The organism is Lentzea kristufekii (genome assembly GCF_033949925.1).
In the GTDB taxonomy this organism is placed as follows: Bacteria; Actinomycetota; Actinomycetes; order Mycobacteriales; family Pseudonocardiaceae; genus Lentzea; species Lentzea kristufekii.
Genome location: NZ_JAXAVV010000004.1, coordinates 1 through 16,881, shown reverse-complemented (window position 1 = coordinate 16,881; position 16,881 = coordinate 1). Strand labels below are relative to the sequence as shown.

The window sequence follows — 16,881 nt, the reverse complement described above, 5'->3', positions numbered from 1 at the left end:
TGGAAAGATGCAAATTGCCACGGGTTCGGTCGAAGATGGAGGGAGCCGACAAAAGGAGCGCTGATGTCGACGGTGCTCGGTTCCATCAGAAGACTCGTGTTCACTCCGAAACTCGCGGACGTCACCTTCTCCGCTCGCGGATTCTCCGTTCCGGAATCGGAAACGACCAGAGCGCTCGAGCAGATCCCGCAGACCGTGATCACGGGATTCGAATGGGGAATCGACTGCCGGAGCCTGTGGGAGCTGGAGCGCAGGCTGTCGCTCGTCGAGCCCGGCTTGCGCGGGTTCGCCTACGAGGGCGCGACCATGGCGTGCACCGTCCTGGACGCGATGGACGGCCGCAAGCGCACCCGTGACCTGTTGCGCGGCCCCGGCCTGCCACACCTCTTCCTCGCCTACATCGGCATCGGGTTCGCCATGGCCCGGCTGCCCCGGCCGCTGTGGCGCAAGGTGGTGCCCGATCTCGACGGCGTCCGCTACCACCCGGCGATCACCTGGCTCGCGGTCGACGGCTACGGCTTCGACCGCGCCTACTTCCACCCGAAGCGCTGGGTCGCCGAGCAGGAACCGCCGAAGCCCTACCCGTGGCAGGACATGCCCTCGTACTTCCCGCGGGCCTTCGACCAGGGGCTGGGCCGGGCCCTGTGGTTCATCCACGGCGCCGACGTGAAGGCCGTCGCGGGCGCCGTGCGGGCGTTCGCCGGCCACCGGCAGCCCGACCTGTGGAGCGGCGTCGGGCTCGCCGCCACGTTCGCGGGCGGCGCCGGACCGGACGACCTGGCGTGGCTGCGCGCCGAGGCCGGCGACCAGCGGCCGGAGCTGGCGCTCGGCGCGACCCTCGCGATCATGGCCAAGGCGGCGGCCGACTGCGTCGACGACCGCGCCGGACAGGCGGTCCACGCGTTGAGCGACCTGAGCCCGGCCGCCGCGGTCGCCGTCGTCGAGACCGCTTCCGTGCCCGCCGGCGAGACGGGGAAAGAGCCGGAATACGAACTCTGGCGCAGTCGTATCAAGGCGCATTTCACTGCGTGAGATAAGCAGGCGTGTTCGAGCATGCTGGAAGATGTCATCCCGCTGCGGTGACGCAAAGAATGATGTCGGGAATATGTCCGGTTGGGGAGAGTGCATCGTGACCAAAGCGGGATTGCGCGCTTTGCGGCGTCGATTGCTGACGCCGAAGAGTTCGGAGGCCACGCTCGAAGTACGTGGATTTCACCACAAGAACGAAGCCTCGAAGGAACTGCTGGAAAGCATCGGCCGGAACTTCCTCTTCGGGTTCGCGACCGCTGTCGAGGCGCGCGCACCCGCGGAGGCGGAGCGGCTCCTCGACACCGTGCCTCCACAGTTCCGCGGCTTCGCCTACGAGGGCGCGGGCATGGGGTTCGCCACGCTCGACGCGCTGCCGTTCGGCGGCGGTGGCCGGGTGGCGGAGTTCCTCGCGGGAGCCGGCGGGAAGCACGTCTACATGGTCTACGTCGGGGTCGGCTGGGCGATGGCCCGCGTGCCGAGGTTCCGCTGGCCGAAGCTCGCGGTGGGCGACGAGCTGCTGCAGTGGCTCCTGATGGACGGCTACGGCTTCCACCAGGCGTACTTCCACACGGAGAAGTACGTGCACCGGCACTACCGCGAACCTGACTTCCCGTGGCCGTTCAGCGGCCCGGCCTGGTACGCGAACCGCGCGATCGACCAGGGCATCGGGCGTGCGCTGTGGTTCGTCGGAGGAGCGGACGCCGCCCAGGTCGCCGAGCTGATCGACGGCTTCCCCGACACGCGCCGGGCCGACCTGTACGCGGGTGCGGGTCTCGCCGCGACCTACGCGGGCGGCGCGGGACCCGAGGAGCTGCGCTGGTTCGCCGAGCACTCGGGACGTCATCGCGCGGTGGTCGCCCAGGGCAGCGCGTTCGCCGCGGAAGCGCGAGCACTCGCCGGTCTGACCGTCGACCACACGCACGTCGCCACCGACATCTTGTGCGGCACCGGCGCGGACGAGGCCGCGCACCGGGTCCGCGCACTCAAGCCGGCCGGGCCCGGACGGGACGACGTGCCCGCCTACGAGCTGTGGCGGCGCGGTTTCGCCGACCAGTACGTCCACTCAGGAGGTGTGGAGCAGTGAGCTGGACCCGCAAACAGCTGCCGGGAATCCTGGCGCTCGTTCTCGTGATGGTGACCTTCCTGATGGCCCGGCTGCCCGCTGCGTCGCAGGCGGAGAAGCGCGACGTGGCGAGCGGCTACGGCTTCACCCCGATGTCGATCTCGCTCCCCGGCGGGTTCGACCAGCAGACGATCCGCAAGGTCAACAAGGACTACCAGCACATCGACGCCTGGATCTCCTCGGTCGGTGCGGCGATCGCGATGAACGACCTCGACGGCGACGGCCTCGACAACGACCTGTGCGTCGTCGACCCGCGGATCGACCAGGTCGTCGTGACGCCGGCACCGGGCGCGAAGGAGGAGCGCTACGAGGCGTTCGCGCTCTCACCCGGCACCCTGCCGATGAACGACGTGATGGCGCCCATGGGCTGCGTGCCCGGCGACTTCAACGAGGACGGCCGCATGGACCTGCTGGTCTACATGTGGGGCCGCACCCCGATCGCGCACATCTCCACGGACGGCCAGGACAAGCTCACCGCCGGCTCCTACACCGCCACTGAACTGGTGCCCGGTGCGAACGCGACGTCCGGCCGCTACACCGGTCCGCAGTGGAACTCCAACGCCGCCGCGGTCGCCGACTTCGACGGCGACGGCCACGACGACATCTTCATCGGCAACTACTTCCCGCACGGCCCCGTGCTCGATCCCTCCGTCAGCGGTGGGGTCGAGATGAACGACTCGATGTCAGCCGCCTACAACGGCGGCGAGAACTACTTCCTGCGCTGGAACTCCACCTCGGCGGGCGTGCCCCGCTACGAGGTCCAGGACGGCGTGCAGGACCTGGACGCCTCCAAGGGCTGGGAGCTCGGCGCCGCGGCCGCCGACCTCGACGGAGACCTGCTGCCCGAGCTCTACCTGGCCAACGACTTCGGCCCGGATCGCATGTACCACAACAGGTCCACGCCGGGCCGCATCGAGCTGGCACTGGTGGAGGGCGTGCGCACCGCGCTCACCCCGAAGTCGAAGGTCGTCGGCCACGACTCGTTCAAGGGCATGGGGGTCGACTTCGGCGACCTCAACCAGGACGGCGTCTACGACATGTTCGTCAGCAACATCACCACGTCGTACGGCATCCAGGAGAGCAACTTCCAGTTCATGTCGCAGACCGGCGACCGGAACGTGCTGCGCGCCAAGCTCGCGAACAACGAGGCGCCGTGGGAGGACGTGAGCGCGCCGGCCGGCACCGCGTGGTCGGGCTGGGGCTGGGACGTCAAGATCGCCGACTTCGCCAACTCCGGCGAACCCGCGATCGCCCAGGCGACCGGCTTCGTCCGCGGCCAGGTCAACAGGTGGCCCCAGCTGCAGGAGCTGGCCACCGCCAACGACCTCGCGCTGCGCCACCCCGTCTCCTGGCCGCGCGTCACGGTCGGCGACGACGTCGGGGGCAACCACAGGCTCGCGTTCTACGTGAAGGACGGCGACCGGTACGTCGACATCGCCGACCAGCTCGGCCTCGCCGTCCCGGTGCCCACCCGCGGCATCGCGACGGGCGACGCGGACGGCGACGGCAAGCTCGACTTCGCCGTGGCACGCCAGTGGGCGGAACCCGTGTTCTACCGCAACTCCGGCCCGTCGCAGGGCCGCGGTCTCACGTTGCGGCTGTGCCACGAGGGCGGATCGCCCGCGGTCGGCACCCAGGTCACCGCGACCACCAAGGAGGGACGCACGTTCATCGGCCACGTCGACGGCGGTGGCGGGCACTCCGGCAAACGCGGCCACGAGGTCCACATCGGACTCGGCAAGACCGACGGACCCGTCGAGGTGCGGCTCAACTGGCGCGACCGCTCGGGACAGACCCGCGAGCAGACGCTGACGCTCGCCCCCGGCAGGCACCTGATCGAACTCGGCTCCCAGGCTAAGGAGAGGTGACGGACGTGACGGACGTGGCGGCGAACGTGCCCCGGCACGACCCGAAGGTCGTCAAGGCACTGCGCAACTTCGCGATGTCGATGACGGTGTTCAACATCATCGGATACTCCGTGCTCGGGTTCGAGCAACCGTGGCTCTGGCCGTTCATCGCACTGCTGACCGGCTACACCGTCGAGATCGGACTCGAACTCGTCGGGGCCAGGACGGACGGGCGGCCACCGAGGTTCCTCGGCAACGGGGTGCGCGGCGTGGTGGAGTTCCTCTACCCGGCGCACATCACCAGTCTCGCGATGAACATGCTCATCTACGTCAACGACCAGATCTGGGTGATGATCTTCGGCGTCGTCGTGGCCGTCGGAGCCAAGTGGGTGCTGCGGGCGCCGGTCCGCGGCCGGTTGCGGCACTACATGAACCCTTCCAACTTCGGTATCGCGGTCATCCTGCTGATCTTCCCGTGGGCGAGCATCGTGCCGCCCTACCACTTCACCGAGAACGTCACCGGCCTGTTCGACTGGCTGATCCCGGCGATCATCGTCACCGCCGGCACGATGCTGAACGCGAAGCTCACCGGCCGGATGTGGCTGATCCTGTCGTGGTTGTTCTTCTTCGTGGTCCAGTCGGTGGTCAGGGGAATCCTGTTCGGCACCTCGATCCCCGGCGCCCTGCTCACCATGACCGGCGTCGCGTTCGTGCTGTTCACCAACTACATGATCACCGACCCCGGCACGAGCCCGTCGAAGCCGATCTCGCAGATCGCGTTCGGAGGCGGCGTGGCCCTCGCGTACGGCTTCTTCACCGGCGTGCACATCGCATACGGCCTGTTCTTCGCGACGGCGCTGGTGTGCCTGATCCGCGGCATGTTCCTGTGGGGCATCCACTTCGTGAACAAGGCGCGTGAGCAGCACGAGGCAGCCCAGGCGCTGGCGAAGGAAGCCGGGAGCACCACGGAGAACGGCAAGGTCGTCTCGCCTCCGTCGACACTGGGCAAGGAGGTCGTACCGGCATGACCAGGATCGCGATCGTCGGTGTTGCCTGCCGCTACCCGGACGCGGTGTCGGCGGAGGAGCTCTGGGAGAACGCGCTGGCGGGCCGCAGGGCGTTCCGGCGGCTCCCGGACGAGCGGATGCGGCTGGAGGACTACTGGGACCCGGACCCCTCGACGCCCGACCGCTTCTACGCCCGCACCGCCGCCGTCATCGAGGGCTACGAGTTCGACCGCGTGGCACACCGGATCGCGGGCAGCACCTACCGCTCCACGGACCTGACCCACTGGCTCGCGCTCGACACGGCGGGCAGGGCGCTCAGCGACGCGGGGTTCGCCGGCGGTGAAGGGCTTCCTCGCGAACGCACCGGTGTCGTGGTCGGCAACACGCTCACAGGGGAGTTCGCGAGAGCCAACCTGATGCGGCTGAGGTGGCCGTACGTGCGCCGCACGGTCGCGGCGTCGCTCAAGGCCCGCGGCTGGGCGGACGGTGAGCTGGAAGGCTTCCTCGCCGACCTGGAGGCGACGTACAAGAGCCCGTTCCCCGCCATCGACGAGGACAGCCTCGCCGGCGGGCTCGCCAACACGATCGCAGGCCGGGTCTGCAACTACTTCGGCCTCAACGGCGGGGGTTACACCGTCGACGGCGCCTGCTCGTCGTCGCTGCTGTCCGTCGCGACGGCAGCGGGCCGGCTCGTGGACGGCGACCTCGACGTCGTCGTCGCAGGTGGGGTCGACCTGTCGATCGACCCGTTCGAGATCGTCGGGTTCGCCAAGACCGGAGCGCTCGCACGGTCGGAGATGCGGGTGTACGACCGCGGCTCCAACGGCTTCTGGCCGGGTGAGGGCTGCGGCATGGTCGTGCTGATGCGCGAGCAGGACGTTCAGCCGCACCAACGGGTCTACGCGACCGTCGCCGGCTGGGGCGTCTCCTCCGACGGCTGGGGCGGCATGACCCGGCCGGAGGTGAGCGGTTACCGGCTCGCCCTGGCCCGCGCCTACGAACGGGCCGGGTTCGGCGTCGACACCGTGCCGCTGTTCGAGGGCCACGGCACCGGCACCGAGGTCGGTGACGCGACCGAACTGCGGGCGTTGTCGCAGGCCCGTGCGGATGCCGACCCGGCGGCGGCCCCTGCCGCGATCAGCACCATCAAGGGCATGATCGGCCACACCAAGGCGGCGGCGGGCGTGGCCGGTCTGATCAAGGCCGCGCTGGCGTTGCACCACCAGACGTTGCCGCCGACGATCGGCTGCGTCGACCCGCATCCGGTGCTGACCGAGGACGCGGCGACCCTGCGGGTCCTGCGCAACGCCGAACCGTGGCCTGCCGGTGCTCCGCTGCGGGCCGGCATCACGGCCATGGGTTTCGGTGGCATCAACACCCACGTCGTGCTGGAGTCGTCCGCGCCGTTGCGGGCACCCGACGCCCGTGCGCTGGAGATCTCCGCTGCCGCGCAGGACGCCGAGGTGCTGCTGGTCGACGCCGAGTCCGCGCAGTCGTTGCGGGCCAGGCTGACCGAGCTGGCCGAGTTCGCGGCACGGGTGTCCTACGCGGAACTGGGTGACCTCGCGGCGACGCTGCAGACCGAACTGGCGGACCGGCCGTACCGCGCCGCCGTGGTGGCGCGGTCGCCGGAGGACGCCGTGCGCGGGCTCAACCGCGTGCTGGAGGCGGCCGGCTCCGGTGCCGTCACGTGGTTCGGGCCGGACGGCCGCGGTTTCCTCGGCCACGTCACGGAACCGGCGACGGTCGGGTTCCTCTTCCCCGGCCAGGGATCCGGTCAGGGCACCAGCGGCGGTGCGATGCGGCGGCGGTTCGCGGCCGCGCGGGAGGTCTACGAACGGGCCGCGCTGCCGACGTCCGGTGACATGGTCGCCACGTCCGTCGCCCAGCCGCGGATCGTCACCGGGTCGCTCGCGGGGCTGCGCGTGCTGGCCGGACTCGGTGTCACCGCGGACGTCGCGGTGGGGCACAGCCTCGGCGAGATCACCGCGCTGCACTGGGCAGGGGCGATCGACGAACGGACGCTGCTGCGCGTGGCCTCCGTGCGTGGCGCGACCATGGCCGAGCACAGCGCCTCCGGCACGATGGCGAGCCTCGGCGCGTCGGCGGAGGTGGTGAGCGAACTCGTTCGCGAGCTGCCGGTGGTGATCGCCGCGTTCAACGGTCCCCAGCAGACGGTCGTCGCAGGAACGGACGCGGGGGTGGCTGCCGCGGTGGAGGCGGCGGCGCGGGAAGGCGTGCGCGGGACCGCGTTGCGGGTCTCGCACGCGTTCCACTCGCCGCTCGTGGCACCGGCGGCCGACGCGTTGCACGCGAAGCTCGGTGCCGAGACGTTCACGGAGATCAGCGGGCACGTCGTGTCCACCGTGACCGGCGAGACGCTGGCGGCCGACACCGACATCCGCGGGTTGCTGCGTGCCCAGATCACCGATCCGGTGCTGTTCTCGCAGGCGATCGCTGTCGCGGCCAAGGACGCGGACCTGCTCGTCGAGGTCGGTCCCGGCCGGGTGCTGACGACGCTGGCCGCCGACGTCGGGCAGGTGCCGGTCGTCGCGCTGGACACCGACGACGAGTCGCTGGTGTCGCTGCTCGGCGTCGTCGGTGCCGCGCACGTCACCGGAGCCGCGCTGAACCCGGCCGCCCTGTTCGCGGACCGGCTGGTCCGGCCGTTGCGAGTCGGCCAGGAGTTCTCGTTCTTCGCGAGCCCGTGCGAACAGGCGCCGGAACTGTCGGTCGGCGCCGGCAACCTGGTCGTCACGGCCGTCGCGGGCATGACCGTCGTCGGCACCGCGACGTCCACAGTGGACGTGCTGCGCGAGATGGCCGCCGCACGGGCCGAACTGCCGAGCGAAGCGGTCGCCCCGGAGAGCAGGCTGCTCGACGACCTGCACCTCAGCTCGATCACCGTGGGCCAGCTCGTCAACGAGGCGGCCCAGCGGCTCGGGGTGCCGCCCGCCAGCGCGCCGACGAACTTCGCCACCGCGACCGTGCGGGAACTGGCCGACGCGCTGGACGACCTGGGTGCGACCGCGAGGGACACCGATGCCGCGGCGACCGTCGTCACGGGCGCCGGACCGTGGGCGCGGGCGTTCGTCGTGGACGACGACCCGGTGCCGTTGCGGCCCGTCGCCGCTCACGAGGACGACGGCCAATGGCAGCTCTACGCCGAGGACTCCCACCCGTTCGCTGAACGGTTGCGGCGAGACCTCGAACGCGGCGCGGCGGGCGACGGTGTGCTCGTCTGCCTGCCCGAGGTGTGCGAGGAACGGCACCTGGAGCTGGCTTTGCGGGGCGCGAAGTCCGCGGCCGCACGCGGTGACGGCAGGTTCGTGCTGGTGCAGCACGACGCGGGTGCGGCGGCCATGGCGAAGACGCTGCGGCTGGAAGCACCGGGCGTGCGGGTGACCGTCGTGCACCTGCCCGCGGGCGCGAGCTCTGACGTCGTGCTGCCTGAGGTGCTGGCGACCACGGCGTTCAGCGAAGTCCGCTACGACAGCCAGATGACGCGCACGGTGCCGACGATGCGGGCACTGCCGGTGTCGCCGTCCGCCGAGATCCCGCCGCTGACCGACACCGACGTGCTGCTGATCACCGGCGGCGGCAAGGGAATCACCGCCGAGTGCGCGATCTCGCTCGCGCAGGAGTGGGGTGTGCGGCTGGCCGTGCTCGGCAGGTCCGAGCCCTCCGCCGATGCCGAGCTGGCAGCGAACCTCGACCGCATGAGGGCCAGGGGCATCGAGGTCGCCTACGCGGTGGCCGACGTGACCGACGCGGAACGGATGCGTACCGCTGTCAGGGAGCTGGAGGCCGTGCTCGGCCCGGTCACCGCCGTGCTGCACGGCGCCGGGCGCAACGAGCCGGCCGCCTTGTCCACAGTGGACGCGGATCGGCTGCGGTCGACGATGGCACCGAAGATCGACGGGTTGCGCGCGGTGCTCGGCGCCGTCGACGCGGGGTCGTTGCGGCTGCTGGTGACGTTCGGCAGCATCATCGGCCGCTCGGGCCTGCGCGGCGAGGCGCACTACGGCACCGCCAACGACTGGCTGGCGGCGCTCACCCGCGAGTTCGCCGACGGCCACCCGTCCTGCCGGGCCCTGTGCCTGGAGTGGTCGGTGTGGTCCGGTGTCGGCATGGGGGAGCGGCTGGCCGTGGTCGAGTCGCTTTCCCGGGACGGCGTCGCGCCCATCCCACCGGACGAGGGTGTCCGGATCCTGCGGCGGCTGCTCGTCGATCCCGAGACGCCGGACGTCGTCGTGGTCAGCGGGCGCACCGAAGGCGTCGACACCGTGCGCCACGACCTGCCGCCGTTGCCACTGCTGCGGTTCGTGGACAAGCCGCTGGTCCGCTACCACGGCGTCGAGCTCGTCACCGAGGTCGAGCTGAACGCGGGCACCGACCTCTACCTCGCCGACCACCTGCTCGACGGCAACCTGTTGTTCCCCGCCGTCTACGGGATGGAGGCGATGACCCAGGTCGCCGCGGCGGTCACCGGACACGAGTCGACGCCCGCGCTGTCCGGGATCCGGTTCCTGCGACCGATCGTGGTGCCGCCACGCGGGTCCACGACGGTCCGGATCGCCGCCGTGGTCACCGCCGACGACGTGGTGGACGTCGCGATCCGCAGCTCGGAGACGGCGTTCGAGGTCGATCACTTCGTGGCCAGGCTGTCGTACGGGAACACCTTGCCCCTGGGGGAAAACGTCCCGGACGCGGGGTTGCCGCCCGTCGCGCTCGACCCGGCGACCCAGCTGTACGGCGACACCATGTTCCAGGGCGCGAGATTCCAGCGGCTGCGGCGCTTCCACGAGGCCCGCGCCCGCGACGTCGACGCCGACGTGGCGGTGAGCGCGCACCCGGACGGGTTCGCGGGGTACCTGCCCGCCGACCTGCTGCTCGCCGATCCGGGCATGCGGGACGCGTTGATGCACGGCAACCAGGTCTGCGTCCCGGACGGCACGCTGCTGCCGGAACGGATCGACCGCGTGTACCCGGCGGGCGCGGGCATCGGCGCGAGCGAAGTGCGGATGCGTGCCACCGAACGGCACCGCGACGGCGACACCTACGTCTACGACATCGCGGTGTTCGACGGCGACGAGCTCGTGGAGCGGTGGGAGGGCCTGCACCTGCGTGCCTTGCGGCGCAAGGGATCCGCCGGCCCGTGGGTGGCCCCGCTGCTGGGCTCCCACCTGGAGCGGGAGGTCGAGGACCTGCTGGGCCACCGGGTCGCGGTGGTCGTGGAGCCCGACCGCGAACCCGGCACCGACCGGGCCACCAGGCGCAGGAGCACCGCGCTCGCGGTGAGCCGGCTGCTGGGACGGGAGACCGAGGTCCGGTACCGGGCCGACGGACGGCCGGAGGTGGACGGCGGGCTGACCGTGTCGGCGTCCCACGCCGCCGGCGTCACCCTCTGCGTCGCGGCGGATCGCGCCACGGCCTGCGACCTGCAGGACGTGGTCGAGCAGGAGGACCAGGTGTGGCAAGGGCTCCTCGGTCGCCGGCACCGCACGGCGGCGTTGCTCGCCGAGGCCGGTGAGCCGTTCGCGGTGGCGGCCACGCGCGTGTGGTCGGCCGTCGAGTGCCTGCAGAAGGCCGGTCTCTCGCTCGACACACCGCTCACGCCGGAACCGGGTGGGCCGCAGGGCTGGCGGGTCTTCACAGCACCGGGACTGCGGATTGCAACGTTGGTGACGTCCCTGCGCGGGGTCTCGAATCCCGTGGTGGCGGCCGTGCTGCTGATGGAGGGGAGCTGACGTGGAGTCGTACTTCGAGATCAGGCACACGGTCGGCTTCGAGGAGACCAACCTCGTCGGCAACGTGTACTACGTGAACTACCTGCGCTGGCAGGGACGGTGCCGGGAGATGTTCCTGGTGCGGCACGCCCCCGACGTGCTGACCGAGCTCCAGGACGACCTGAAGCTCTTCACGCTGAAGGTGGACTGCGAGTTCTACGCCGAGCTCACCGCGTTCGACGAGCTCGCGGTCAGGATGACGCTGGTCGAGCTGGCGCAGACGCAGGTCGAGTTCGGCTTCGACTACGTCCTGGTCGGCGCGGGCGGAGCGGAGAAGCTCGTGGCGCGGGGAGCCCAGCGGGTGGCGTGCATGCGCGGCCCGAACAACGCGACCAGGCCGGCGCGGGTGCCGGACTCGCTGCGTCTCGCGCTCGAGCGGTACGCGCCGGTGGCGGCCTGATCATGACGGGGGAGACCTGCATGGACGAGTTCGAAGACCCGAAGACGCTGCGGCGTGTGTTCGGCACGTTCGCGACCGGCGTCACCGTGGTCACCGTCGGAGGCCCGTCACCGCACGGCATGACCGCGAACTCCTTCACGTCCGTGTCCCTCGACCCGCCGCTGGTGCTCGTGTGCGTCGGCCGGGACGCGTCCATGCACGGGCACCTCACCGCCGCAGGGGCGTTCGGGGTGTCCGTGCTCGCCGCGGACCAGGAGGACGTCGCGCGGCACTTCGCCAGCCGGTGGCGGCCGGCGGGCCGTGCTCAGTTCGACGCGGTGGACTGGGTGCCGGGCAGCCGGATCGACGCGCCGCTGATCGGCGGCGCGCTCGCCCGGTTCGAGTGCGCGCTGTGGCGGACCTACGACGGCGGCGACCACACGATCTTCCTCGGCCGCCTCCTCGCGACCGACGGTCCGGCCGGCCGCAACGCGTTGCTGTTCCTCAACGGCGCCTTCCACGCACTGGAGCGTTCCGGTCTGTCGGCTTGAAATACCTGAGCAGGACGAGAAGAAGGCGGGCCGCCACTGGCGACCCGCCTTCTTCTCGTCCTGCTAGTGGTGTGGCTCGGAAGGTTGCCGGGGGAATTCGCGGTCAGACGGGTGCATCGTGGTGCCGCCCCCACGTCCTCGTACTGGATGTATGGGGGCGTGGGGGCGGTGCCGCGAGGTGCCCTGCTGAGCGTGAATTACCTCGCCAACGTTCCGAGTCGCGCCACTAGCTCGCCCGCGGAGCCTCCAGCGCGGTGGTGCGGACGTCGAGCAACGCCATGAGCACCGGCGGGTCGATGGCCGACATCGGGCGTAGGACGACGTCCACGACGTGCGCCATCGTGCTGCTCGACACGACCAACGGCCCGTGCGAGCCCACGGAAGGCATGCGGTCTGCCGTGTGCTCACTGCCCGGTGGGACGGTGTGGATGAGCAGGTACCAAGCGCCCTCCGGCACGTTCTCCAGCACGAAGTGACCCGGCCCCGGCAGCACCGCGCAGCTGACCGGCGCGCCCTGCGGGATCGGGTCGCGAAACAAGCCGACGAACGTGGGACCGGGCTCGCACCCGGCCGGGCAGTAGATCCGCCCGCTGACCGAACTCGTGCGGCGCAGCACGATGTTCTTGCGGTTGTCGACGGGGATGCGCGTCGTGCGGCCACGCAGCTGCCGGTACTCGGTGGGGGAGAGTCCGACGCTGATTTTGAACCGCGAGCTGAACGTGCCGGGACTGTTGTAACCGACCCGGTGGCTGATCTCCGTGACCCTCAGATCGGTCGCCACGAGAAACCGCTTGGCCTCTTGCAGTCGCAACGCCGAGAGAAAACGTGCCGGCGAAACCCCGGTAACCCGCTGGAACACTCGGGTGAAGTGAAACTTGCTGAACATCGCGACCTTGGCCATGTCGTCGATGGTTATCCGCTCGCCGAGGTTCGTCTGCATGGCATCCACTACTCTGGCCACTGCTTGTTCACCGAGCTTGTCCATTGGGTCCCCCGATTCCGCCGTTGTGGTGACTGTGGTGGATTCTCCAGTTGTTGGGAAAGTGCGTTGGAATCATCCCAACCGAAGCTAGCAGCGGGCAAAACGCCAGGCAAGGTGCGATTCCGGCATAGCGACCTGCTCTTTTCCTCACTCTGGGTAGGCGATCGAAGACCTTTATGTCGCCTCTGCGTTTTGGCTATGAACAAAACGCACGGTCGTGCGGTGCGGAGGAACAACCCGGGTTGCTCTGAGCGGTCCAGTGGGATGGACCGCTTGGAGTTGTGGGTCCGCTCCCAGGGGTGTCGTGTTCTTTGTCGCCCTCCGTGCGCAAAGGGGATCATCCCATCCCGGGAGTTGATCTCCAATTCATCGAGACCGCAATCCGGGAGATGCGCCGTTCGGATGACGCTCGCGAGAATGGAGTCCGCGGAAAGCCTTGGTCGTGCATTGACTGCCTTCCGTGTCTTCCGCCGAACGGGTTGTTCGGCCGGTGAAAGTCATTGCTCGCACCATCACCGGGCGTTCGCCCGACCGAAGAGGACAGGAGGACGCGCACGTGACCGCCACCGAAACGGAGACTCCGCAGATCGACGTCACGACTATGACGTTCGAGGCGTTCGCGGACACGATCGTGCCCGGCGAGAAGAGGTGGCCGGACGACGTCGCGGTCGCGGGGGCGAGCGCCGGTCCCGGTGCCGTCGCGGCCGGCGCCATCGAGCTGCTGCGCATGCCCGAAGGCGGCATGGCCGCGTTGCTGGACCCGCTCGCGGGCCTGCTGAACACGCACGCGGCCACGTACGCGGCCGAGCACGACGTCGAACTCGACCCAGCGCTGCCGGCTTTCGTCGCACTGCCGTTCGCGGACCGCACCGCCCTGGTGCAGCTGCTGACGACACCCGGCCACCCGGAGAAGGAGGTCTGGGTCGGTATCGCGCTGTTCAGCAACATGGCCTTCGACACCGGCGCCCACATGCACACCACCGACGCGATCGCGGCAGGTCATCCCGGGCTGCTGACGATCGGGTTCGCCCCGCCGGACCCCGACGGGGTGTGGCGCTTTCCCGACTACACCTATGGCAAGCCGCTCGCGCGCCGCCACCCGGACACGACTTCTTCAGGGAGCCCGGCATGACCGCGTCCACAGTGGAGCAGACGGACATCGTGGTGATCGGCAGCGGGTTCGGCGGGGCGATCACCGCCTACCACCTCGCGGCCGGAGGCGCGCGGGTCGTCGTGCTCGAACGGGGGCCCTGGCTCCAGGCGGACGAGTTCGACCACGACTTCCGGCTCGGCTCGTCCTCCACCCGCGTGTTCGACTTCGTCGTCGGTGACGGCATGAGCGTCCTCAGCGGCAACTGCGTGGGCGGCGGCAGCGTCGTCTACTTCGCCGCCATGCCGCGGGCGCCGCGCTTCGTGTTCGACCGCCAGGGCTCGATCGGCAGGCGGATGTGGCCCGCCGCGATCACCAGGGAGAGCCTCGAACCGTGGTACGACCGGGTCGCCGAGGCGTTGCCGATCAGCACCACCGACTGGGACACGATGACCTACGGCGGTGGACTCTTCGGCGCGGCCTGTGCCCACGCCGGCCACACCGCGAACCCGGTGCCCGCCGCCATCGACACCGCGCTGTGCACCAACTGCAACTGGATGATGTCCGGCTGCAAGTTCGACGCGAAGCGCTCCCTGCTGCTGAACTACCTGCCCGCGGCCCTCGCCCATGGCGCGGAGATCCGGCCGCTGCACGAGGTCCAGCAACTGTCCATCACGGACGGTGGTGGCTATCGCGTGCACTACAACGTGATCGACGGCGAGGACTACCGCGTGTCCACCGGCAGCGGCACGATCGACGCGAAGATCGTGGTCCTGGCGGCCGGCGCCGGCGCCACGCCCGTGATCCTGCAACGGTCCGAGCCCACGCTCGGCGCGATGCCCCACGCCGCCGGCAGGTACTTCTCCGGCAACGGCGAGCGCCTCAACACCGCGATCCTCAACGAGGACAGGGTGCGCGAGGTGCTGGGCATCAGCGTCGACGAGGCGGTCACCTACCAGGCCAACCAGATCGGCCGCGGCCCGTGCGTCGCGAGCTGGGACCGGCTCGACGGCTCGCTGCCCGAGTACTCGCGGTTCTCGCTGGAACAGCTGTACTTCCCGCCCGGCCTCGGCACCATCCTCGCCCAGGCGCCCGACGCCACCGGCCCGAGCTGGTTCGGCGTGGAGAAGAAGGAGATCCTGCGCCGGTGGAAGTCGTGGCTCACCGTGTTCACGATGTCCGAAGACGACAACGAGGGAGTCTTCGGCCCGCCGCCACCGACCGGCAACGCGCACCGCATCTCCCAGCAGATGCTCGGCCGCGGCACGATCAGCTACCAGCCGACCGAGAACACCCTGCGCGGCTGGGCCGAGTCCGACGAGGCCGTCCGCGACATCCTGGAACGCGACGGCATGTCCCGCGTGATGCCGTGGACGAACGACGTCGTGGGCGCGTACACCGTGCACCCGCTGTCGTCGTGCCGCATCGGCGACGACCCGGCGACCTCGGCGCTGGACGACAACCACGAGCTGCGCGGGCATCCCGGCATCTTCGTGACCGACGGGTCCGCGGTGCCCGGCGCGCTGACGGTGAACCCGGCCATGACGATCGCGGCACTGGCCGAACGCGCCGTGCCGGCGATCGTGCGGGCGGCCCGGCAACGCGGCGTCGACGTGTCCTACGGGGCGCCGTCGCCGGACGGCGAGACGTCGGCGCGCAACGGTGTCCTGCCCCTGGTCTCGCACCTGGTGACCGAATGACGGCGGCACTCGCCCCTGGTCCACCGCGGCGGGCGACCCTCGCGGTGCTCGCGAAGATGGCCAGGAACCGGCTGAGCGTCATGTCGTCCATGTCCGCGCACTACGGCGACGTCGTGCGGTTGCCCTTGGGACCCAAGACGCTGAACTACTTCAACCATCCCGACCACGCCAAGCACGTGCTCGCCGACCACGCCGCGAACTACGTCAAGGGCATCGGCCTGACACACGCCCGGCGCGCGCTCGGCGACGGCCTGCTCACCAGCGACGGTGAGCTGTGGCGCAAGCAGCGCAAGGTGATCCAGCCGGTCTTCCAGGCCAAGCGGATGGCGCGGTACGCCGGGGTGATCGCCCGGGAGGCGGAGGACATGGCCGCACGGCTGGGTTCGGCGCGCGGCCAGACCGTCGACGTCCGTGCGGAGATGACCGATCTGACGTTGCGGGTGCTCGGCCGGGTGTTGCTCGACGCGGACCTGAGCGAGTTCCACACGCTCGGGGCGTCGTTCGAGGCGGTCCAGGACCAGGCGATGTTCGAGATGATGTCGCTCAGCGCGGTGCCGACCTGGGTGCCGCTGGGACGTCAGCTCAGATTCCGGCGGGCGCGGGCTGATCTGCAGCGCGTGGTGGACCAGCTCGTTGCCGACGGGGCGCGGGCGGACAGCGACGACGTGGTGTCGCGGCTCGTCGAGTCGACGCGCGCGGAGACGGACCCGGCCGTCGGGCGGCGCCGGATGCGCGACGAGCTCGTGACGTTGCTGCTGGCCGGTCACGAGACCACGGCGAGCACGCTGAGCTGGGCGTTCCACCTGCTCGACCGGCATCCGCACGTGGCCGCCGCTGTGCACGACGAGGTCGTCGGTGCGCTGGGGGACCGCATGCCGGTGTTCGAGGACCTGCACGTGTTGCCCTACACGTCGGCCGTGCTGCAGGAGGTCATGCGGCTGTATCCGCCGGTGTGGATCCTGCCGCGCCAGGCCAGGGAGTCCGACGTGATCGGCGGTTACCGCGTGGAGGCCGGCGCGGACGTGCTGATCTGCCCGTACACGCTGCACCGGCACCCGGCCTTCTGGGCGGACCCCGAGAGGTTCGACCCCGGTCGCTTCATGGGGGACGCGGCGGGCCGGCCCACCTACGCCTACATCCCGTTCGGCGCCGGTCCGCGGTACTGCGTCGGCAACCACCTCGGGATGATGGAGGCGACGTTCGTGCTCGCCACCGTCACCAGGGCGTTGAAGCTCACGGGGGTGCCGGGACGTGCGGCGGTGCCGGAGCCGATGCTGACGTTGCGCATGCGGGACGGCCTGCCGATGACCGTGTCCAGCTGGTGAACACACCAGAAGTGGGGGGGGGGCGGGGGCCGGGGGGCGGGGGGGGGGTGGGGAGTGGG

Annotated in this window: 11 protein-coding genes; 10 read left to right on the top strand and 1 reads right to left on the bottom strand. The window is 70.3% G+C overall.

Features of this window, described 5'->3' with window-relative positions; translation table 11 throughout:
* Nucleotides 1-63: 63 nt before the first annotated feature.
* From SK571_RS09280 to SK571_RS09250, 7 genes are all read left to right on the top strand, one after another.
* Nucleotides 64-1,032, top strand: a complete 969-nt coding sequence (locus tag SK571_RS09280) for a DUF1702 family protein (protein WP_319983608.1) — start codon at nt 64-66, stop codon at nt 1,030-1,032.
* A 97-nt stretch (nt 1,033-1,129) separates the two neighbouring features.
* Complete coding sequence (locus tag SK571_RS09275; protein WP_319983607.1) at nt 1,130-2,113, top strand: DUF1702 family protein; 984 nt, start codon at nt 1,130-1,132, stop codon at nt 2,111-2,113.
* Nucleotides 2,114-2,160: 47 nt separating this feature from the next.
* Entirely contained in the window at nt 2,161-4,020 is a 1,860-nt protein-coding gene (locus SK571_RS09270; protein WP_319984015.1) for a CRTAC1 family protein, read from the top strand.
* A 74-nt stretch (nt 4,021-4,094) separates the two neighbouring features.
* Complete coding sequence (locus SK571_RS09265; RefSeq protein ID WP_319984014.1) at nt 4,095-5,027, top strand: enediyne biosynthesis protein; 933 nt, start codon at nt 4,095-4,097, stop codon at nt 5,025-5,027.
* Entirely contained in the window at nt 5,024-10,756 is a 5,733-nt protein-coding gene (locus SK571_RS09260; RefSeq protein ID WP_319983606.1) for a type I polyketide synthase, read from the top strand. Before SK571_RS09265 ends, SK571_RS09260 begins: the two co-directional genes overlap by 4 nt.
* 1 nt (nt 10,757) lies before the next feature.
* Nucleotides 10,758-11,195: an acyl-CoA thioesterase gene (locus tag SK571_RS09255; RefSeq protein ID WP_319983605.1), complete on the top strand. Its 438-nt coding sequence runs from the start codon at nt 10,758-10,760 to the stop codon at nt 11,193-11,195.
* Nucleotides 11,196-11,215: 20 nt separating this feature from the next.
* Entirely contained in the window at nt 11,216-11,725 is a 510-nt protein-coding gene (locus tag SK571_RS09250) for a flavin reductase family protein (RefSeq protein ID WP_319983604.1), read from the top strand.
* A gap of 226 nt (nt 11,726-11,951) precedes the next feature.
* On the opposite strand, the gene SK571_RS09245 is transcribed toward SK571_RS09250, so the two are convergent.
* On the bottom strand, nt 11,952-12,665 hold the full coding sequence (locus tag SK571_RS09245; RefSeq protein ID WP_319983603.1) for an AraC family transcriptional regulator: 714 nt from the start codon (nt 12,663-12,665) through the stop codon (nt 11,952-11,954).
* A 643-nt stretch (nt 12,666-13,308) separates the two neighbouring features.
* Here SK571_RS09245 and SK571_RS09240 point away from each other — a divergent pair.
* The 3 genes from SK571_RS09240 to SK571_RS09230 are packed head-to-tail and all read left to right on the top strand — an operon-like array spanning nt 13,309 to nt 16,822.
* Complete coding sequence (locus SK571_RS09240) at nt 13,309-13,839, top strand: DUF5987 family protein (protein WP_319984013.1); 531 nt, start codon at nt 13,309-13,311, stop codon at nt 13,837-13,839.
* A complete protein-coding gene (locus tag SK571_RS09235) occupies nt 13,836-15,497 on the top strand; it encodes a GMC family oxidoreductase (RefSeq protein ID WP_319983602.1) in 1,662 nt (553 codons plus the stop codon). Before SK571_RS09240 ends, SK571_RS09235 begins: the two co-directional genes overlap by 4 nt.
* Nucleotides 15,494-16,822 carry a cytochrome P450 gene (locus SK571_RS09230; protein ID WP_319983601.1) on the top strand — a complete coding sequence of 443 codons (1,329 nt, stop codon included), beginning with the start codon at nt 15,494-15,496 and terminating at the stop codon, nt 16,820-16,822. Before SK571_RS09235 ends, SK571_RS09230 begins: the two co-directional genes overlap by 4 nt.
* Nucleotides 16,823-16,881 lie beyond the last annotated feature (59 nt).